This window comes from Candidatus Venteria ishoeyi, assembly GCF_030378065.1.
In the GTDB taxonomy this organism is placed as follows: domain Bacteria; phylum Pseudomonadota; class Gammaproteobacteria; order Beggiatoales; family Beggiatoaceae; genus Venteria; species Venteria ishoeyi.
In genome coordinates this window covers 28,908-50,182 of record NZ_JAUCGJ010000036.1, presented here as the reverse complement: position 1 = coordinate 50,182, position 21,275 = coordinate 28,908, and the positions used below count along the sequence as shown (strand labels likewise).

Here is a 21,275-nt window from a genome sequence, read left to right as displayed (position 1 = left end):
CTGGTTTGAGGCAGATTTTTTCATTATTTGAGGCGAATATTGGGTATATTTAACGAAAATAAGGGAGAAATCTGACCAAATCCAGCTTTTCCGCAGTAGGTCTTGTGTTTTCGGACAGCCTCCTAGCACAAGAACAAGCACCGCTTACTGTATATATCGTAGCAGGCAATAGTCGTAATATTACTATTGCAATTAAGGAGATTTATTGATTTGAAGCGCGCATAAAAAGCATCACCCCAGTAGAAAATTTAAACGCAAGCGATTTTATTGCATCAGGGAAATTTTTTTATGGCAAATCAGAGGTTTTTGTCAGCTTGGTGCGCAATTTTATAATACAAATAATGACACATTGAATTCAGCTTCTGAGTTCAATGTGTATTTTTATTATTTATTTTGCGGTAATATTAACGATATTGCTCTGGAATATGGCTTTGTGTACATCACCCATGCTGATAACACCCAGTAACTTACCATTTTCAGCAACCGGAATACGCCGAAAGGTATGACGTACCATAATGGAAGTGGCTTTTAAGATATGCATGTCGGGAGCAACAGTGATCACTGAGCGGGTCATCAGATCAGAGACTTTCAGGTTGACAACATCCTGATATTTTCCCATCATTGCATCCAGATCCATACCCGCAATATTGCCACCACCTTCCATGACTTCTTCCATGGTGGGGAACAGGTAATGCAGGATATCTTTTTCAGCAATAAAACCCAGTAGCGTCTCGTCATCACCCACTACAGGTAAGCCGTTGATACGATATAAACACATCATGGAACTGACTTCCAGAATCCCGGTGTCTTCCTGAACAGTTTTGACATTACGCACCATAATATCTTTGACTTGCATACTTTCCTCCTTGTGTGATTAAAATCAAAGTATACTCTATAAGCATAACATCATACCGCGATAGTATATGCACGGTAAAGATTTATACGGGCTGATACTATTTTTTATATCGACTTCAGGAAACTTTCTTTATGCTACGCTGGTTGAAAGCGGAAATCCGGGACAATTTTTCTTTCCGTTCTTTGGCATTGTCTGGCTTTACGGTATTGGTTGCCATTGTTGCCGCTTATATTGTGGCAGCTTTACTGGGCGGCCCTTCAAAATATGCCAAAATTGCCATGATACTCTGTGTTGCGCCATTATTTGTCGTGATACCGCGTAAAGAACTGTTATTGATGTTGATGTTTTTATTTGCCATATCTTTGGGTACGGGGCAGTCCATTGTCGACTATCAGACCGACACCGTGCCACCACTATATCATTTTGTACTGCTGCAACTGGCAGATATTCTGATGTTTATACTGCTGGGGCTTTATATCTGGCTGATTTATAAAAGAAGCTTAAGCCACCTTTCCATCTGGGACACTTATACGGTTATTCCCCTGCTGTTATTTTTGCTTATTACTTTGGTTTCCGCGTTTCCCGCAGAAAATGTTGCTGCGGTATGGGTCGGGATTTATAACCGTATGGGACGTGCTCTGATGATTTTTTTTGTGATTTTTCATTTCATGAAAAAACCGGAAGATTTGCGCTGGATTATACTGGGGCTGATATTAACGCTGGAGTTTCAGAGCCTGTTAATCATAGCGCAGCAAGTAACCCATGATCAACTGATTTTTTTACCTGGGCAGGACAGCGCGGATGAAACCGTACTGGAAGATATTGAAGGTGTTGGTTATCGCCCGGGCGGCACCATGGGACATTCCAGTAATTTTTCCAAATTTACCGCTTTATTTGCTACCGTACCGCTGGCTTATGCCTTTTTTGCCAAAGGCTACTGGCGCGTACTGGGGCTGTTTGCATGGTTAACCGCAGTAGCGGCACTGGCAATGACTGTTTCCCGCGCGGGTTTGGGTTCCTGGCTCATGACTTCTGCTTTGTTTCCCATGGGCTTGGCAGTACTCAAAATTGTGCGCCTGCGTACCATGCTGCCATTATTTTCAGTTTTTGTATTAATGATTGTTGTCGCAATTGGTGTGGTGATGGCGGCTGCGGGTGATAAACTTGCCAGTCGCATGGAAAATGATCATGGCTCAGGTGATACCCGCGCACCCATGCGCCAAGTAGCTTATCGGGTGATTGCAGAGCATTCGATGATGGGCGTGGGGTGGGGAAATTATGTATTAGTCCAGGATCGATATGATAATACTGAAGTGAATATTTCCCGTTTTCATCTTCCCGTGCATAACCTGTATTTATTAATTGCTTCAGAGTTAGGTATTCCAGGTTTGTTGATTTTTATGTCCATCATTTTTGTTACCGGGTGGGCTGCAATACAGTGTGCAATCGCACCAGAGCTGTCACAGTTAGCGCGAGCGACGCATCTGGCAATGGCATTGGGATTGATTACGATTCTCATTCAAGGTTGGACAGGTAAAGGCTTTGTTGATCATTTAAGCCATATTGCAATATTAACAATTTTTGCTGCAACCAGCGGCAAGCAATTATTATTGATGAAGGAAAAACACCGTAAAATTATAGAATAAAAATTCACTGCATTATGCTACGTTTATCTTCGCACAATAAATTTCCCAGTTTTTGCTCCGGGAATGCAGCACAGCGAATTAATCCCGTCGTAACCTATCGGATACTGCAATTGGATTTGGATAATGCATCACAATAAACCAGGAGGACACAACAAAAGTCAGAATTGTTGCCACTTGTATCAGATAAGAAGCATTCAAACTAATAACCTGAAAATCTTGTGCCATCACCGCAATCAGTAACGAAAATTCACTGACTTGGCCCAGCCTTACCCCGGTTTCCATGGATAATTGCGGCGTTTCTTTAAAGAAGATCAATATATATTTAAAAACAAAAGGTTTGATTAAAAGTATTAAACCTGCCAGTAACAACGCGGGCCAGAAGATATTTTGCAGCATTTCCAGTTGCAGGCTGGCACCCAGCGAGAAGAAAAACATTACCAGGAAAAAATCCCGTAGAGGTTTCAGGCTTTCCGTGAGAAATAAGGCAACGGGGCTGGTCGCTAATACCACGCCTGCGATAAAAGCCCCGATTTCGTGGGAGAGATTCAGATGCGCCGCCAGTTCAGCCATACTCATGCACCAGCCAATTGCCATCAAAAACATATATTCCTGAATTTTATTAAAACGACGCATCAGAAATAATAAAACATAACGTCCGAATCCCCAGGCCAGTGCAATTAAAAAAGGTAAAGACGCGATGGAAATAGCGATATCAATAAAAGGGGTATTATCCTGATCGTGGTTCAGGCCTTTCAGTACCAACAAAACTAAAATTGCAATAATATCTTGTAATAATAAAACACTGACAATGATTTCACCCGTGTGTTTGTGGTGTAACACGGTGGTGGGAAGTAGTTTCAAGCCCAGAATAGTGCTGGAAAACATCATGGCAACACCTATCATTAAAGCATCAACCATGTTATAGCCAAATAATAAACCTAAAACCAGCCCAATCGAAGAAAAAATAAAAGAAGTCAGCAGGGTCAGCAAACTGGTTTTAGACAGCATATCCAGTAAATTGCGGGGTTGTAAGTTCATGCCCAGTAAAAACAGTAAAAACACAATGCCGATATGGGCCGATTCTTTCAGCCGGGGGGCATCCTCCACCGTAATAAAATTCACGCCCCAGGGCCCCAGTAAGATACCTGCCGCAATATAAGCCAGCAGCAGCGCCTGCCTTGCATATAAGGCCAGGGTTGCAATAAATGCCGCACCAGAAAATACCACGGCAATCATAAAAAATGGGGAGGTCAATCCAGGTTCTGGGCTCATTAAAAAATCCTGTTGATAACGAATTTTGTTGATCACTGCGAGTTTGCAGTCTACCTTTGATTGGCGTTACTGTTGCCCGATGGAAAAAACAGTATTTGGCAGAAATCAATGACCAGATGCCACAGGTAAGGGGAGTAACAATAGAAAAAATGTGTGAATAATGAGTTATTTGTTAGAAGCCAAGTACCTGAGATAAGCTTTGTACGACCTGCCCATAACCTTTATGCGCCTGTTTTCATGCCTTGAAAATGAATAAAAATCCTGCGCCCAGTTTCTGTATTTATTTCATCCTCACTCCTTACCAAGGTGCAAAATTATTAAAAAAAGACATGGGGCGTGAAATATTACGCTCCATATTACCAAGTTCACCACGCATCTGGTTCATATCCAAAGTCATGGTATGGATGGACGTGCTCATTTGTGTAATTGAGGTATTCATGGCATGCATGGTTTTATTCATAACAATGAGTTGTTCAGGCATGGGGGGAAGGCTGTCCATTTTCACTGCAATATCGAGCATGGTGGCTGACATGGTATGCATATCCTGTGTCATGCGCTCAATATTGCTGCTCATGCTCAACATGTTTTCACCCATATGTGGATCCATGCTATGTGCCATCATTGCCACGCTGTTAGTGAGGCTATAAATGAGGAAAAAGCCATAACCTGCCAATACCACAAAAGCAAACAGCGCGGGATACACCACTAATTCCCAGCGCCGCGCGCTACGCTCAAAAGTTTGCAGAAAACGATCAACCTGACCGGTATTCATACTCCCCATATTCTCAGTTGCAGGGGGTCTGTCTTGTGATGGCGTTTGTGATGGCGGTTGTTCAGAACTTGTCATTGTTTATTCGAATTCCTAATGCCCATTGTTGTTGTTTTTTGATGTTATGCAGCCGCTTTTTTTTGAATGATATTGATTACTGGTGTTAAAAAAATCGCTACTGCACAATGTTTATTAATCTCTAATTTTTAGAAGCCTATCCTGACATATCAGCGGCACGCTGTAAACGTAAACTCGCTTCCTGCTGTCCCAGCAGGGGCAGAAGCCGACCCATTTCCGGGCCGTGAGTCTGCCCGGTGAGTGCGGCGCGCAGGGGCATAAACAAGGCTTTGCCTTTTTTATCAGTGGTTTTTTTCAAAACTTTTGTTAATTCAGACCATGCTCCATTGGCTGTTTCCAATGCGTTTACTGCCTGTTGAAAAAAAGCCGACCCCGCTTGTTGTATCTGTTCTCTGGCTGGGTCACTGTAATCCCAGTTTTCTGTTTCTGCAAAATGTTGTGCAAATAAAATCTGCGCCCATAATATGGCATCTTTGGGAAACGTAATATTGCCACGTATTGCACTGACAAACTCAGCATATTGTGCTTCCGGCACTAGCGTTCTGGTATCATTCAGCCAGTCTGCCAGAGTTTGCTCATCGCTATGCAGTACCGCTTGCTGTTGCCAATATAATAGCTGGTCTTCATCGTATTTTGCCGGAGTTTTACCCAGGCGTTTTATATCAAAATCAGCAGCAAGTTCCGTTAAAGGCAGTAATTCATTACGACCACCGGAATGTCCCAGGCGCGCCAGGTAATTATTAATCGCAATCGGCAGCCAGCCTTCCGCTGCCAGCGCCTGAATGCTGCGACTGCCATGGCGTTTGGATAAGGGTGTATTATCCGTACCCACTATTAAGGAGATATGTCCATATTGCGGTGCAGTCAATCCCAATGCGTTGAGAATTAATAACTGACGCGGGGTATTGGTCAGGTGATCCTCACCGCGCAAGACATGCGTTACCTGCATTAAAGCATCATCCACCGCATTACAGAAAAAGAATGCGGGGGTATTATCAGCACGACGGATAATAAAATCACCAATATCATCACTTTGAAATTTTTGCAGGCCACGCACCACATCATCAAATTGAATAACTTCACCGCGTGGTACGCGAAAGCGCAAGGTGGGTTTAAGTCCCTGCGCCAGCTTATTTGCCACTTCATCAGCTTGTAAATGTGAACAGGTGCCGGTGTAACGCGGTGCCTGACCTGCGCTGCGTTGCAGTTTACGGGAAATACTCAATTCTTCAGGCGAGCAAAAACAGGGGTAAACCAAACCGCTTTGCTCTAGTTGCTGATAATAGTGATTATAAATATCACCCCGTTGTGATTGCGCATAAGGCGCGTACTGCCCTTGCCCGCTGCCCGTTTCAATATTGCCTTCCTGCCAATCCAGGCCCAGCCAGCGCAGGTCAGCCATGAGTTGTTCGACATAACGCTGTTCGCTGCGTTCCTGATCCGTGTCTTCTATACGCAACAGAAAAATACCTTGATTATGGTAAGCAAGCAATGCATTAAACAAAGCGGTACGGATGTTACCCAAGTGAACCAGTCCGGTCGGGCTAGGGGCAAAACGGGTTTTGATCACAGAGATTTCCTTTTATATTAATCTGAAACTCGACGTAAGTTTTTTTAGTAAAGCAGTGGTTTTTCGCTTATCATACCAAGATTCGTAATAAAAAAACTGAACAGGAAAACGAACTTATGTTAAAACACACTTTTATATCCCTGCTGGCAAGCTGCTTGTTAATGGTTTCAAGCCAGGTTTTCAGCGCAGACAAAACGAAAAAGGAGTCAACATTGATTAACATGCAAACCAATATGGGCACGATGGTGCTGGAACTGGATGCAGACAAAGCCCCGGAAACCGTCAAAAATTTCAAACAATATGTTGAAGATGGTTTTTTTGATGGCACGATTTTCCATCGGGTTATTGGTAATTTTATGATTCAGGGTGGGGGCTTTGATGAAAAATATCAGCAAAAAGAAACCCGCGCACCAATTCAAAATGAAGCAAAAAATGGTTTAAAAAATGACCGTGGCACCATTGCCATGGCACGCACAGGCGATCCCCATTCCGGTACTGCACAATTTTTCATCAATGTTAAAGACAATGATTTTCTCAACTATCCAGGCCAGGATGGTTGGGGTTATGCCGTATTTGGTAAAGTGGTTGAAGGTCTGGATGTCATGGATAAAATTAAATCCGTTGCCACAGGTTCTGGTGGCCCGTTTCCAACAGACGTGCCACAAGACATGGTTATTATTGAAAAAGTAACCTTAAAATAATTACATTATTATTGCCTGTAAAGACGTAGCATCGCTACGTCTTTACACCACATTACCAGGAGTTGTCATGAAAAAACTGTCATTTCTGTTCTTGCTCGCCTATTTATTTTGGTTCTTGTTTGGGGTTCCGGTAATGGCCGGAGAACAAGCACCACGCGCCCATATCCATACATCATTGGGTAAAATTTCGCTGGAATTGATGCCGGAGAAAGCCCCTGGCGCAGTTAAGAATTTTCTAGCTTATATCGAGGAAGGCTTTTATGACGGTGTTATTTTTCACCGGGTTATTGCCGATTATATGGCGCAAACCGGGGGTTATAATCAGGACTTGGAAAAATTATCTCCCTTATTTCCTGCGATTCAAAATGAGGCGGATCATAGCGCCTCAAATCAGTTTGGCACGGTTGCCATGGCGCGTCGCGGCAATCCGCATTCTGCAACTTCCCAGTTTTTTATCAATCTGGGTGATAATGCCAACTTAAACCATAGCGGAAAAACCAACCGTAAATGGGGTTATACCGTATTTGCCAAAGTGGTTAGCGGCATGGACGTTATTCAAAAAATGAATCAGGCTGCTGTCATTAAAGAGGGTAATTTTCGCAACCTGCCCGACCCCCTCATCATGATCGATAAAATTACGCTGGATACACCCATGGCACAAGATGAAGTCACTACTGAAGACGCAGAAATAGCAGTGGCTGAGGAAGTGATTGAAGAGGAAGTGGCTATGGAAGCCGCAGATGCTGAAGCAACTTTAGAAGATGAGACTGAAGAAGCGGTTGCTGATTCCGAAGGGGAAGTCGAAGAGGATGAAGTCATCGAAGAAGATGTAGTTGATACAGAAGATGCAGTTGATACAGAAGATGCGGTTGATACAGAAGATGTAGTTGATACAGAAGATGTTGATGAAGCAGAAGTCATGGAAGCAGCGCCAAGTGATTCAAGTGAAACTGCCTCCGATCCCGATGCAGCATGGCTGCCTGAACAACCTGATTTACCTGCTGTAGAATAAGGTAATTGGTGTTACGCAAAAGCTTCTTTTTCGCAGGTTTTGAAGTTTTGAAATACGAAAAAACCGCTTTTGCTTCACGCTGGTTTTTATTTGTACCTTAGCAAACCTAATTTGGTGCAAAAAAATGAAGCTTACATCGAATTCAGGTTAAACATGTCAAAAACAACCTTATTTATTTCTGATTTACATCTGGATGCCTCACGCCCTGAGATTATTCAATTGTTTTTACAGTTATTAAACTGTGAAGCAAAGCAGGCTGAGGCCTTATATATCCTGGGTGACTTGTTCGAGTTCTGGATTGGCGATGATGAAGATCATGAAGCCGTGCAAGTCATTAAGGCCGCTTTAAAAGCATTAACGCAATCCGGCGTGCCTGTATTTTTAATGCATGGCAATCGGGATTTTCTGTTAGGCGAAGGTTTTTGTCAGGCAACTGGCTGTACCCTGCTGGATGAAGGCTGCGTAATTGATCTCTATGGCACACCGACCGTATTAATGCATGGTGACAGCTTATGTACTGATGATGTGCCCTATCAGCAATTACGTCAGCAATTGCGTAACCCGCTCTGGCAACAGCAGGTGCTGGCAAAATCCCGTGAAGAACGTCGTGCTCTGGCCTTGCAGATGCGCAGCCAAAGTGGTGAGGCGAATACCCAAAAATCCACAGACATTATGGATGTGAATGCCGATGCCGTAAAACAGTTATTTTTGCAGCATCAACAGCAAGGCGTTAAGTGCCTGATTCATGGTCACACACACCGCCCGGCAACGCATGATTTAGTCATAGACGGTCTGATTATGCAACGTATTGTTTTAGGTGACTGGTATCAACAGGGTAGTATTTTATTCTGTCAACCGGAGGCTTGTCAGTTACAGGCCTACCATCCTGCCTAAGCCTAGTTGGAGCAATAATGAGCGCAGCAAGTGTTACCCGCACCGCAACCTATAAAAAAGGTATCGCCGCTTTTAACCAAAAAGATTATTCTCAGGCCGCCTTATTATTTCGTCAGGCAGCAGCTCAGGGACACGCTCACGCACAATATCTGCTGGCAGTGATGTATCATCATGGCAAAGGTATGGCACAAAATCTGGAACGCGCCGCGCATTGGTATCGCGCTGCCGCTGAGCAGGGGGAAACCAAAGCACAGTATTATCTGGGCACTTTGTATCAGCAAGGCAAAGGTGTGGCACAGGATTTTTCGCAGGCATTTCACTGGTATCATCGTGCCGCCGTGCAGCAACATACCGAAGCCAGTTATCATCTGGCAGGCTTGTATGCCCACGGTCGTGGAGTGAAACAGGATTACACTCAAGCCCTGCATTGGTATCGTCAGGCAGCGGCGCAAAATCATCCACGCGCACAATATAATCTGGGGATTTTATATTCTCAGGGTAAAGGGGTTGCGCAAAATCTCATTGAAGCAGAGCAGTGGTATCATAAGGCGGCAGACCAAGGGCTGGAAATTGCCAATAAACCCTTGCAACAGATTCGCGTGCGCCAGCAACAGGAAAACCCGGAAGTCATTCAGGCTTTACAATGGTATCGTAAAACGGCTGAGGAAAACCTGGCCGGTGCGCAAAACACCTTAAATATGCGCGTGCTGTATTATTACCTGGGCTTGATGCATGAACAGGGGCAGGGTGTCAGTCAGGATGAACAGCAAGCCGAGCAATGGTATCAAAAAGCTGCACAAGCGACGACAGCGCAATTAGAACCATTAAGCCTGTCCAGTTTAAGCCAAAGTCTGACACTCAGCCAATTACAAGGCGTAACGCAAGGGCTGGCCTTGCATTTACCACAAACCAATCAGCAGGAAATCCCCGGCAATATCCTGGAATTATTACAGCAATTGGGCTATTCACCTGCGGCAGGTCACAATGTTGCATTAGAAAATCTGGTCAGTCAACAGGATGGCGGGAAAAAAACAGCCACCTTATTCCCGGAATCTGGTGTCACTCAAGGTACGGAAACAGCATCTGCCCTGCAACAGGAGAATAATGATAAATTTGGGCGCTTGATGCAATTACACCGCCAAGCGGTGGAACAGCAGGATCCGCAAGCCCAGTTTCAACTGGGTTTGTTTTGCCAGCAGGGTAATGAAATGCCTCAGGATTTTGTGCAGGCATTACAATGGTATACAAAAGCGGCAAAGCAGGATCATGAACAAGCACAATACAATCTTGGCGTGATGTACGAACAAGGTCAGGGGCTAGCTGCCAATTCTGAACAGGCGCGCATCTGGTACGAAAAAGCCGGACAACAGGGCAACCTGGATGCTTGTTTTAATCTGGGGGTTATTTATGAACAAGGCACCGCAGAAACGCCCAAGGATCTCAAACAAGCGGTTTATTGGTATAAACAGGCTGCGCAATATGGCGATACCGGCGCACAGTTTAATCTTGCAGTGTTGTATGAAACTGTAAAAGGCTCCTTGCAAAACGTGTCCCAGGCCATTCACTGGTATAAACGCGCGGCAGAGCATGGTAATGCCGATGCGCAAATGAGTCTGGCGGTATTGTATGAAGAAGGTGATATCGTCAACCAGAATTTTGAAAAAGCACTACACTGGTATTTGCGGGCCGCAGAACAAGGCAATATTGATGCCCAGTTTAATCTGGGTATTTTTTATGAAGAAGGACTGGGCAGTAAAGCCAACCTGGAAAAATCCTTATATTGGTATCAGGAAGCGGCAAAACAAGGACATGCTGATGCCCAATATAATCTGGCAATTTGTTATGAAACCGGGCGTGGCATTCAGCGCAACCCCATGCCTGCCGCGCATTGGTATCAGCAAGCAGCCAATCAGGGTATTGTTGAAGCGCAACTGCAAATTGCATTTTATTATCAACAGGGTATAGGTGTGCCGCAAGACTTTGCCCTGGCCTATCAATGGCTGGCACTGGTTGCCATGCAAGGTGATGAAGAAGCCATACGACAGCGGGATGCCCTTGCCAAACAAATGCTGCCGGAACAAATCGCGCAGGCCCAGCAAGCCGCCAGAACATGGTTTGAAAGACAACAGCACGCATAAAGTGGTATTAAGCTGATGGGTGTACACTACTCAAAATGTCCTGCTTGCGGGGCGGTTCGTGACTCTGACGATGACTCACCTAAAGATCGGTGTCCTGCTTGTGGTATCGTGTTTAAGCAATGGCTTAAATCCCGGTTACAGGAAGAACAGCGCAGGCAGGAACGGAAAATTCGTTTCAGAAAACTGCCTAACGCGGTTATCAGTAAGTCACCCTCGCGCCTTGTTTCACTATTGGAAACCTTGTTTTATGTTAAGCCACAACCAGACCGATTAATCTGGTCTGGCCAGTTACTGCTTTATGTGCTCTTTTTAATCTGGGGTTGGCAGTTTTTAAATATGCCCATGACCAGTAATCAGGTTGGCAATTCCTTCATGCACAACATTAACTTGGTGTTTCATGAAGCCGGACATGTAATTTTTATGTTACTGGGTGATTTCATGCATGTGTTGGGCGGTTCGCTGGGACAGCTTATTATGCCGCTTATCATTTTATTTGCCCTGCTTATTAAGAATCACGATACTTTTGGTGCCTCCATCGCCCTGTGGTGGCTGGGGCAAAGCCTGATGGATTTAGCCCCTTATATTAATGATGCCCGTGCCGGACAGCTTATGTTATTGGGTGGTGTCACCGGCATGGATGCGCCGGATTATCACGACTGGCATAATTTACTGGAACGTCTGGGCTGGCTGGCTTACGATCATGGTATCGCGCGTTTTGTTGATAGCATGGGCGTGATATTAATGCTGCTGGCTTTTCTCTGGGGCGCTTTAATCTTGTATTTGGAATACAAGCGTTAAATAAGGAAAATTATGCTATCTGAAACCACTACTATCGAAAAAGCATATCTTTACCTTGAAGATTTCAAAGGGTTTAGCGCAAGGGCTTCTGAATGGATAAGCTTTAATTTATCCCAACCATTAACCACATTAATCGGGCCAAATGGATCAGGTAAAAGTAACCTGATTGAAGCACTGGAACTACTTGATTTTTTAGCACATGGTGGCGCTTTGCATGAAACAAGTGATTTGGGTAGAAATAGCCGGATGGAAATCCGGGGTGGGTTGCAGGCTTGCACCACTTATGGGAAAACTGAATTCAGATTGGGATTCAAGGCAGAAATCAAGTTTGAAGGTAAGTTACAAAGGGTATTTTATGAACTCGCCATCAATACAGAAAAAACACCTGAAATTATAAGAGAATGTCTCATGGCCGGAGATGATTGGATTTTTATCAATGATGAAAGTGACTTACATACACGAACAGTATCTTATAAAAATTTCAAACCGGGTCAAGATCCTTCTGTACAAGCATCATTACAGCAGTCCTTATTATTTCAATATAAAACTTTCGCCACACATATGAAGCCTGAAAAAAAACAGACTTGTGAAAAGTTAATTGATAATATTACGGATTATTTTTCCAGTTTTGTTTTTGATCCCGAACCCAAATTGATGCGGCAATATGCGCACCTGGATGCTTCTCCACTCACCAAAAATGCAGCTAATATTTCAGCTATCTTGTTTACCTTATCAAAAGGGAATAAAACACAGCGTCAAAGCCTGGAGCACTTATTAAGCTGGATAAATCAGTTACCTGGTACACCTTATCAAGATTTTCATTTTACTGTAACAGATTATAACGACAGTATGTTTGCCCTGATTGAACAAAATGGTAATAAGACAACAGCCAGAACCTTATCGGATGGTACTTTACGTTGCCTCGCATTATTAACTAAATTGGAAACAGCACATCCTGGATCGCGTATTATCATGGATGAATTTGATAATGGTCTACATCCCAGTCGAATTAATATGCTGGTTTCAGCAATTGATGATTGCTGTCAACGACGCAATCTCAAGCTGATTGTGACAACACATAACCCTGCGACACTGAATGCATTAAGTACCGATCAACTAAATGGTGTTGTTTTGTGCTACCAGAATCTGGAAGATAATGGCACACAATTAATTGCATTATCACAATTTCCTTATCAGCAGGAAATGCTTGAACGTGGCGCATTAGGTGATTTGGTGACTCACCAGATTGTCGATCAATATCTTGCGCCAAATTTTGAGAAAAAACGTCAACAAAAGGCAATGAAATGGTTGGAAGACTTTTAATTGTCGTGGATACCGGATACTGGCTGGAGTTATTTCAGGTTCCCGACAAGTCTGATTTGGAAGCCTATAAAGCAGTGAAAGCACGTTTCTCAAAGGCTAGAGACGAAAAAGCCAGCTTATATTGGCCTTTACCCTCAGTCTATGAAACTGCCAACATTATTGCGCATGTCAATGATGGAAATCAAAGAAAAGTATTAGCAGATAAACTTCAGCAAAAAATTACCAGGAGTTTTGAGGCTACATCATGGCTTACAGTCACACCGTCTTGTGAATGTGAGCAAGAGCGTTTATTCAAATTTCTACAGGAATTTTCAAATACTTATGCGCCACAAAAAATTGGTTTAGTTGATGCGACAATGATTTTTGAAGCAAACCGGTTAAAAAATAAAAATAATAAAGTACATATCTGGACAGTCGATAAGGCATTAAAAAACTATGAACCGGATAAAGAGAAGAATCCATTTTGTGGCTGGCAAAACAATTAGGCACTGATATTATGCAAAAAGCTGATGTGAGCGTCATTATTGTCAATTACAATGCTGGTTCAACCCTGTTAAACTGCGTACAGCATGTACTGCAAGCACAAGGACAGGCTCAGGTATTTGTGGTGGATAATGCTTCTGAAGATGACAGTATTGCTATTTTAAAAAAAGCGTATCCCAATCATGCCCAGCTGCATATTCGAGTACAAACAGAGAACTTGGGGTTTGCCGCAGCCAGTAATAGCGTGTTAAATGAAATCGATAGTGATTATGTATTATTTCTTAATCCCGATTGTATGATTCAAAACGATACCCTGGTACGCTGTCTGAGTGAGATGGAAAAACAGCCACAAGCAGGTATGGCGGGGGTGCTGGTTAAAAATACCGATGGCAGCGAGCAACGCAGTTGCCGCCGTGATATTCCCACGCCCGGTAAAGCGCTGGTACGGGTTTTCCATTTGCATCGTCTGTTTCCCAACCATGCCCGCTGGTCTAATTTTGAACATACCGAGCGGCCTTTACCAGAAAAACCGGTTTTTCTGGAAGGCATTTCCGGGGCTTTTATGCTTGTGCGCAGCACAGCACTGGAACAAGTCGGGGCGATGGATGAGCGTTATTTTTTACATTGTGAAGATTTAGACTGGTTTATTCGATTTCAGCAGGCCGGGTGGAAGATTTTATTTATCCCTGATATCAGCGTGGAACACAGTCAGGGTATTTGCAGCCAAAAAACGCCATTGCGCATTTCTTGGTACAAACATCGGGGCATGGTGCGTTATTATCAGAAATTTTTTCAACAAGCTTACCCACGTCCTTTATTATGGGCGGTGATTGCCGCTATCTGGGTGCGTTTTGCGCTGCTCAGTGTGCGTAATGTCTTTATGAGATAAATAGCCTGAGTTCGATGTAAGCTTCTTTTTGCGCTTATGACGCAAAAAACCGCTTCCGTCTCATGCTAAGTTTTTGATAGTGTGTAGCAGATTTAAGCATTTTTAGGTATGGTTCAATTAATTGGAAATCAGGGTAACACTTATTTTTGAGAATCCGTTATTTTACGGGCTTAGTCGCAAACTTAGTGTAACCCTCATTTGAATCACACCCATTTTTAGAGAAAAAACCTTATTAAACTCTTCCTAATGTTGGAAAATAAAATGGAGAATGGAAAAATGAAAGTTAAATACTGCAGTAAACCGTTCCTGTTAGTTGCTTTATGGGTATTTTGCCCCATCCCGGTCAATGCCGCTTGTACTGTAGCTACAGGAGATCAGACCCTGCCGACCCTGGCGGCTGAACACATCTTCAACATCGGTGTTTACAGCACTGACCTGCAAGCGCAAAATTACAGTTACACTGTCGGCTTCAACAAACTTGACAATGCAATTGATGCATTTAAAAGTGGGCAGATAGAACAGAATTTTAGAGAAAAAACGGATTTCGACAATTTTGACAAAGCGCATTCTCCCGCTTCCTTACGAGTAGATTTTCGCGGCCTGAACATGTGGGCGGATTTTGCCGCGAATTCATCTATTCTTAACCTGAAAGTGCATAGCGCTGACGGCCAGAAAACAATCGTTGATGAACAATTTGGTCATGTGGGAAAAAATCGTGAACAAGCTGTTGATGAACTTGAAGATTATCTGAAAAAAAATGCGGACGCCCTGCTCCACGAACTTGCCGCAGCCTCAAAATATGATCCTATTGCAGGCAACCCTAATAGTCTGGCAAACCGCCAGATTGATAATGATGCCGCCATTGCCTTTGATTATCTGGGTTTGAGATCCCTGGTCGCTCCCGCCACTTTTAATTTCATGTTCGGCTCGGATGAACCCTCGGACTGTATTGATGTCAAATCATTCAGCATCCCTTTCCTGGGTTATAGCCACCAAATGAATAGTGGGGACTCTATCAACTTCCGCTTACCACTCCACTTTTCACGAACCGAAGGTGAGGCCGACGCTTATTCTGCCGGTGTAGGCATCAGTTACTCGAAGAAAGTTACCGATAAGTGGACTGTCACCCCCGGTATTTCCTATGGTATTGGAGGTTCCGTTGATCTGGGGGCTGTAGGCCAGGTTGTTTCCGTTTCATTGGGGAGTAATTATGTTTTTTCCCTTACCGAGAAAGGAAAACTCTCAATGGGCAATATGGTCGCTTACTATCAGACAATACCGCTTAAACTGAATGATGTTGAAGCGGACTATGATATTAAAAACAGCGTTCTCAGAAACTCGCTTATGTATACCCACCCATTAGGGCAGCTTTCCTTGTTTGGGGATGTCATATTAAGTACGTATGTTTCAGATACACGGGTTTTTGGTGACGAAGTGGCTGTCGATCAATACAATGAATTCGGAATTTTGGTCGGCAAAGTCAATAAAGATCAGCAAACAGCCTGGGGGGCGGGCTTAAAATACACCACTGACGGGGGCTTTGGACTTTCTTGGTCCTACACGTTTTAGGGAAGAGCGAAAGCTGGTAATTATCCGCCGGGAATGCCGTCATTCTGACGGCATAGCAGCCATGCTACTAAACCTGCTCCATTTTGAGAACAGCATTTTTACCATGAAGCACATGAAGAACTTGAAGGTATTTTTTTCCTGTCCTTCATGCCCTTCATGGTGAGACTTTTATGTCGTTTTCAATGTGGGTGTGGTTTATCGAGTTCAGGTTAAATAGGTAATGGACACATATCGCAAGATTATTTTGGAAGGCTTCTGGGGCAACAATGTCGGTCTGGTGCAACTGCTGGGTTTATGCCCTCTGCTGGCAGTGACTGGCACGGCAATGAACGGCCTGGGTTTAGGTATTGCCACCACCCTGATTCTGCTCAGCAGCAATGGTATTATTTCTTTGATTCGCAACTGGATACCCGGGGAAATTCGCTTGCCGGTTTTTGTACTGGTTATCGCTTCTTCCGTGACCGCTGTTGAAGCCTTAATGCAGGCTTTTTATTATGATTTATATCTGGTGCTGGGTATTTTTATCCCTTTGATTGTAACCAACTGCGCGGTGATTGGTCGTGCGGAAGCCTTTGCAGTTAAAAATCCACTCAACAAATCCCTGGTGGACGCTTTAAGCATGGGGCTGGGTTTTACTGTAGTATTGGTGTTATTGGGTGCAATGCGCGAACTATTGGGGCAGGGTACTTTGTTTACCGGTGCAGAACTGATGTTTGGCGGTGTTGACTGGACGATTACCGTTTTTGAACACTATCAGGGGTTTTTATTAGCAATGCTGCCACCAGGTGCATTTATTGGTTTGGGTTTATTAATTGTCTTAAAAAACTGGATTGATAGAAAAATAATGCAGACTCAAACTAAGGCGGTGCCAGTTGCTTTTGTGTCTATGGAAAAAACCAATCCATGAATGCAACAAAACGTGCAGAAATTTTTGCCCGTTTGCAGGCAGATAATCCTGAGCCGACTACCGAGCTGAACTACCAGTCAGTATTTGAGTTATTAATCGCTGTCATCTTATCAGCACAGGCAACGGATAAAAGTGTCAATAAAGCCACTGCGGGCTTATTTGCAGCAGCCAATACGCCTGGAAAAATATTGGCTTTGGGGGAAGAGAAATTAAAAAGCACTATTCAAAGCATTGGTTTATATAATAGCAAAGCCAGCAATATCATAAAAACCTGTGCTTTGTTATGTGAACAGCACCAAAGCCAGGTACCGGATAATCGCAAAGATCTGGAAGCGCTGCCAGGGGTTGGACGTAAAACGGCGAATGTGATTTTGAATACTGCTTTTGGGCATCCCACCATTGCGGTTGACACACATATTTTTCGCGTATCAAACCGCACCCGTATTGCGCCAGGTAAAAATGTTGATGCCGTGGAACAGAAATTGCTCAAAGTTGTACCCAAAAAATATGCTATTGACGCGCATCACTGGTTGATTTTATTAGGACGTTATACTTGTGTTGCGCGCAGCCCTAAATGTGAGTTTTGCCTGATTCAAGACTTATGTGAGTATTCTGATAAGGTCATTAAAAGATAATTAACTTGATGAAGCAAAAAATATTTTTTTGTACCTTTAAGCACAAAAAATAAAACCAATCATAAACACGGAATGTTTGTTGATTATTTTGTAAGGTCCTTATTGTAAGATAATTGGCTCAGTACTCCGCCAAAACTAGCTTAGCGGAATACATAACTATCACTATACCTTGTGTTTATGAAAATAAAATTATGTAAGCTTAAACCAATCTTATTTTGTCTCTTATTATTGACCCTGATTGCCAGTATTTTATTTTGGCATGATCAAACATTGACCCAACAATATCAAAGTACTCAAAAGTCGCTGGCAAAACAATCGGCTCAAGCCATTGCTGATGATATTGAAGTATTTATGCAATTATTGCGCAATAATCTCAGTCTGTTTACCTTGCATCATCAACAAGAATTTCAAAGCTGGCTGGAACTACCAGATGATGAAGCGCAGTTTCAGCATTTAAAACAGCTTGTACGACAATATTTTCCAGATTACCTGGAATTTTCTATTATTGATGAAGAGCGCGTCTCTTTACTGCCGCCAGTGGAACAACGTTATTTAGGACCTGCCTGTGAAACAGACATTTCCTACTTTTCCGAGCAATTAGAACAACATCAGGTTTATATCCATGATGGGCCTTTTTCTGACTATACCCATTTTGACATGATGGTTCCCTGGTACATCACTGTGCCTCAAACAGCAGAAACCCTGGCTTCGACTAAAAAACAAGGTATATTTTTTACCAGTTTCCGTTTAGAGCGATTAAAAGCATTGCTCAAACATGCGCAAACGTCACAGCAAAATATTTTTTTAGTGGATATGAACACACCTGAACAGATTGAAGTAGCGCCATTTGACAATGCAAAAGCACTGGCAGAAAGTCCATTGATGCGCGACAGTGTTCTTTATCAAAAAATCTTAGAAAATAAGCTTACCCAAAAATCTGATTTTCGTTTACCAAAACAGGTCGTGCAACAGGCTTTAGCAATACAACAAGTTGATAATACACGTTGGAAACTATTGATTTCCGCGCTGCCCTATCAGTTGACAACTGAACAAAAAATCTTTCGTACCCGGGCTGTTGTTATTTTTATTTTTTTTAGCCTGGTTTTGTTCAGCATACTTTGGTCACTGAATAAAGAAGAAAAAAAACGTACCCTGGTCGAGCATAAATTACAGAGAACACTACACCAACTTTCTCACACAAAAGATCGTGCAGAAGCCGCAAATCTGGCAAAAAGTGAATTTATTGCCAATATGAGTCATGAAGTACGTACTCCACTTAATGGTATTTTAGGTTTTGCCCAGATATTAAAGCGAGATCATACATTAGGTGCGCGCCAACATGATGCGGTGAGCACTATTTTACAATCAGGCAAACATTTATTAACCTTGATTAACGATATTCTTGACCTGTCTAAAATTGAAGCTCAGCAATTAGAATTAATACCTAAAGAAGTGGTATTTTCTGAATTTATACATAATATTGTGGAAATTACCAAAATTAATGCCCAGAATAAAAATTTGAATTTTCATTGCCAGATAGACTCTCCTTTACCAGAGGTGGTCATGCTGGATGCCACACGTTTGCGCCAGGTTTTGATTAACCTGCTGGGTAATGCCATTAAATTCACCGAAAAAGGCATGGTAAAACTGTCTGTCTGTTATCAGGATGGTTATATTTGTTTTCAGGTCAGTGATGAAGGCCCAGGTATTTCATCCGATAATTTGGAGGCCATTTTTTTGCCTTTTACCCAGGTTTGCTCACTGCGACATAAATCTGAAGGTTTAGGGCTGGGTTTGGCAATCAGTCAACGTTTTCTGGAATTAATGAACAGTCAACTGGAAGTGCAAAGTATTGAAGGCAAGGGCAGCCAGTTTTGTTTTAAGATTGCAGCCCCCATTATTGCAGAACACACTGACTCAGTTCTGTCAAATACACCTAACCCTTTGCATATTAGAGGTTATGAAGGCCAGGTACGTACAATTCTAATCGTTGATGACGAAACGGTTAATCGTACCCTGCTGAAAAAATTGTTATATCCCTTGGGGTTTATGGTTCAACTCGCCAACAATGGTAACGCAAGTTTAAAACAAGCCATAAAATATCAACCCGATATGATTCTGATGAACCTGAATATGCCAGGTATGAATGGTTTGCTCGCTACGCAGAAAATACGGGAAATACCCGAACTACACCAGACCCGGATTATCATGATCTCGGCTGACGCTTTTCCTGGAACACGCCAGCGCAGCCTTGATGCAGGTTGTGATGATTACCTCAGCGCGCCAGTGAAAACTAACAAATTATTAAACATGATTGCTCAACATCTTCAGTTAAAGTGGTATTATCACGATGAAATCATGGATGAATTTGAGGTATTGGAGAGCAAGTCCAAGAGTGCACAAAACAACATCATACCTTCTATTGATTTGCTTACACGTTTATATCAATTTGCCATTATTGGTGATATTGAATCGATTACCAGGCAGCTTAAAGAATTACAAAAAGCAAATCCACAGTTGTCTGAATTTAGTCAGGCCTTGTTACAATTAGCTGATCGCTGTGAAATTCAGCGTATTCGAGACATGCTTAAATTACACCTTACTGAACAATAAGATAATGGGATAAAGGAATGTCGGATTATCAATTTTTAATGCTCCCAACGGCAATAAAACAAAGGGTGGAAACTGGAGAAAGTGGCAACGAAGCGCCACAAACACCCACAACAAATGAAAATTTAGCCAGGCGTCCCTTGACCCAAACGCTGGAAAGCTTTGCTCAGAATGCAAACTATTTCATACCACCACCGGGTCTAACGCAAGCCATTAATGCGGCTATTGCAACGGGCCTGCCGCTATTGCTCAGCGGAGAGCCAGGTAGTGGCAAAACCCAGGTTGCCTATTATGTCGCGCAGCAATTACAACTGGGTAATGTTTTACATTTTCAAGTTAAATCAGACAGTGCCGCCCGTGATTTATTTTATAATTTTGATCAACTGCGTTATTTTCAGGATAGCCAGTTTGCCAGTGCGCAAGGTAAAGCCCCCCCGAATAAAGCCGTCTATCTGGAGCCGCGTCCCTTGTGGCAGGCGATGGGGGCAAAGCAGGTACGTATTGTTTTAATTGATGAAATTGACAAGGCCCCGCGTGATTTTGCCAATGATTTACTGTATGAATTGGATCGTATGGAATTTCATATTCCAGAATTAGGGAAACACTTCAACGCGACGCCACAACAACGTCCACTGGTATTTATCACCACCAACAGCGAGCGGCGCTTGCCGGATCCTTTTTTGCGACGCTGCATTTACCATCCACTGCAATTAAGCGAAGAAAATTTTCGCCAAGCCTTGCAAGCACGCCGCCAGGCTTATACGCAACTTGATGATGAACTGATTGATAATGCATTGAGCAAAGTATTAAGGCTGCGTAAACAGGATTTAATGAAACCGCCTTCATTAACTGAATGTCTGGTCTGGTTTGATTTGCTAAATATCGCACATGGCACTTACCCGCTGCCCTTGCCGGAGCGCTTGGCTGATTTGCCTTTTCTGGGGGCTTTATTGAAAGATCAAAGTGATATTGAGGCGATGTGATGGAAAATATACCTCTCGCGCCTTAGGAACGCGGATTAAATAACTTGTAGCGTTGACACAGGATTTTTGTTCGTATTCAAGGTACGAAAACAGGCATATAGTAAGCTATGTAACTGTTTTCATAACACGGAATACGGACAAA

The 21,275-nt window shown here is 43.1% G+C and carries 18 protein-coding genes; 14 read left to right on the top strand and 4 right to left on the bottom strand.

Annotated elements, in window-relative coordinates; all coding sequences use genetic code 11:
- Window positions 1-388: 388 nt before the first annotated feature.
- Window positions 389-856 carry a CBS domain-containing protein gene (locus QUF61_RS12600; protein ID WP_103919659.1) on the bottom strand — a complete coding sequence of 156 codons (468 nt, stop codon included), beginning with the start codon at window positions 854-856 and terminating at the stop codon, window positions 389-391.
- Window positions 857-987: 131 nt separating this feature from the next.
- Here QUF61_RS12600 and QUF61_RS12595 point away from each other — a divergent pair, with 131 nt between their 5' ends.
- Window positions 988-2,502, top strand: a complete 1,515-nt coding sequence (locus QUF61_RS12595) for an O-antigen ligase family protein (RefSeq protein ID WP_103919660.1) — start codon at window positions 988-990, stop codon at window positions 2,500-2,502.
- 78 nt (window positions 2,503-2,580) lie between these two features.
- On the opposite strand, the gene QUF61_RS12590 is transcribed toward QUF61_RS12595, so the two are convergent.
- The 3 genes from QUF61_RS12590 to gltX form a co-directional block, all read right to left on the bottom strand.
- Complete coding sequence (locus QUF61_RS12590) at window positions 2,581-3,774, bottom strand: cation:proton antiporter (RefSeq protein WP_289681995.1); 1,194 nt, start codon at window positions 3,772-3,774, stop codon at window positions 2,581-2,583.
- Window positions 3,775-4,072: 298 nt separating this feature from the next.
- Window positions 4,073-4,621 carry a hypothetical protein gene (locus QUF61_RS12585; RefSeq protein ID WP_103919661.1) on the bottom strand — a complete coding sequence of 183 codons (549 nt, stop codon included), beginning with the start codon at window positions 4,619-4,621 and terminating at the stop codon, window positions 4,073-4,075.
- Between the two features lie 136 nt (window positions 4,622-4,757).
- The gene (gene gltX, locus QUF61_RS12580) at window positions 4,758-6,191 is read right to left on the bottom strand and encodes a glutamate--tRNA ligase (protein ID WP_286019227.1); all 1,434 of its coding nucleotides are present in this window, start codon (window positions 6,189-6,191) and stop codon (window positions 4,758-4,760) included.
- 116 nt (window positions 6,192-6,307) lie between these two features.
- Between gltX and QUF61_RS12575 the strand changes: the two genes are divergently transcribed.
- The 13 genes from QUF61_RS12575 to QUF61_RS12515 all read left to right on the top strand — a co-directional run bounded on the left by QUF61_RS12575 (window position 6,308) and on the right by QUF61_RS12515 (window position 21,133).
- Window positions 6,308-6,892, top strand: coding sequence for a peptidylprolyl isomerase (locus QUF61_RS12575; RefSeq protein ID WP_103919663.1), 585 nt, complete (start codon window positions 6,308-6,310; stop codon window positions 6,890-6,892).
- 67 nt (window positions 6,893-6,959) lie between these two features.
- Complete coding sequence (locus QUF61_RS12570; RefSeq protein ID WP_289681992.1) at window positions 6,960-7,904, top strand: peptidylprolyl isomerase; 945 nt, start codon at window positions 6,960-6,962, stop codon at window positions 7,902-7,904.
- Between the two features lie 153 nt (window positions 7,905-8,057).
- Complete coding sequence (locus QUF61_RS12565) at window positions 8,058-8,798, top strand: UDP-2,3-diacylglucosamine diphosphatase (protein ID WP_289681991.1); 741 nt, start codon at window positions 8,058-8,060, stop codon at window positions 8,796-8,798.
- 17 nt (window positions 8,799-8,815) lie between these two features.
- Window positions 8,816-10,936: an SEL1-like repeat protein gene (locus QUF61_RS12560; protein WP_289681990.1), complete on the top strand. Its 2,121-nt coding sequence runs from the start codon at window positions 8,816-8,818 to the stop codon at window positions 10,934-10,936.
- A gap of 15 nt (window positions 10,937-10,951) precedes the next feature.
- A complete protein-coding gene (locus tag QUF61_RS12555) occupies window positions 10,952-11,734 on the top strand; it encodes a TFIIB-type zinc ribbon-containing protein (protein WP_289681989.1) in 783 nt (260 codons plus the stop codon).
- 12 nt (window positions 11,735-11,746) lie between these two features.
- Window positions 11,747-13,057, top strand: coding sequence for an AAA family ATPase (locus QUF61_RS12550; protein WP_289681988.1), 1,311 nt, complete (start codon window positions 11,747-11,749; stop codon window positions 13,055-13,057).
- 56 nt (window positions 13,058-13,113) lie between these two features.
- A complete protein-coding gene (locus QUF61_RS12545; protein WP_289681986.1) occupies window positions 13,114-13,542 on the top strand; it encodes a hypothetical protein in 429 nt (142 codons plus the stop codon).
- An 11-nt stretch (window positions 13,543-13,553) separates the two neighbouring features.
- Window positions 13,554-14,429 carry a glycosyltransferase family 2 protein gene (locus tag QUF61_RS12540; RefSeq protein ID WP_289681984.1) on the top strand — a complete coding sequence of 292 codons (876 nt, stop codon included), beginning with the start codon at window positions 13,554-13,556 and terminating at the stop codon, window positions 14,427-14,429.
- A 276-nt stretch (window positions 14,430-14,705) separates the two neighbouring features.
- Window positions 14,706-15,998 carry a hypothetical protein gene (locus QUF61_RS12535; protein WP_289681983.1) on the top strand — a complete coding sequence of 431 codons (1,293 nt, stop codon included), beginning with the start codon at window positions 14,706-14,708 and terminating at the stop codon, window positions 15,996-15,998.
- A gap of 220 nt (window positions 15,999-16,218) precedes the next feature.
- Window positions 16,219-16,905, top strand: a complete 687-nt coding sequence (locus QUF61_RS12530; RefSeq protein ID WP_103921041.1) for an electron transport complex subunit E — start codon at window positions 16,219-16,221, stop codon at window positions 16,903-16,905.
- Window positions 16,902-17,540: an endonuclease III gene (gene nth / locus QUF61_RS12525; protein WP_289681982.1), complete on the top strand. Its 639-nt coding sequence runs from the start codon at window positions 16,902-16,904 to the stop codon at window positions 17,538-17,540. Before QUF61_RS12530 ends, nth begins: the two co-directional genes overlap by 4 nt.
- Window positions 17,541-17,717: 177 nt before the next feature.
- Window positions 17,718-20,153, top strand: a complete 2,436-nt coding sequence (locus QUF61_RS12520; protein WP_289681980.1) for a response regulator — start codon at window positions 17,718-17,720, stop codon at window positions 20,151-20,153.
- Between the two features lie 17 nt (window positions 20,154-20,170).
- The gene (locus QUF61_RS12515) at window positions 20,171-21,133 is read left to right on the top strand and encodes an AAA family ATPase (protein ID WP_103921038.1); all 963 of its coding nucleotides are present in this window, start codon (window positions 20,171-20,173) and stop codon (window positions 21,131-21,133) included.
- Window positions 21,134-21,275: the final 142 nt, after the last annotated feature.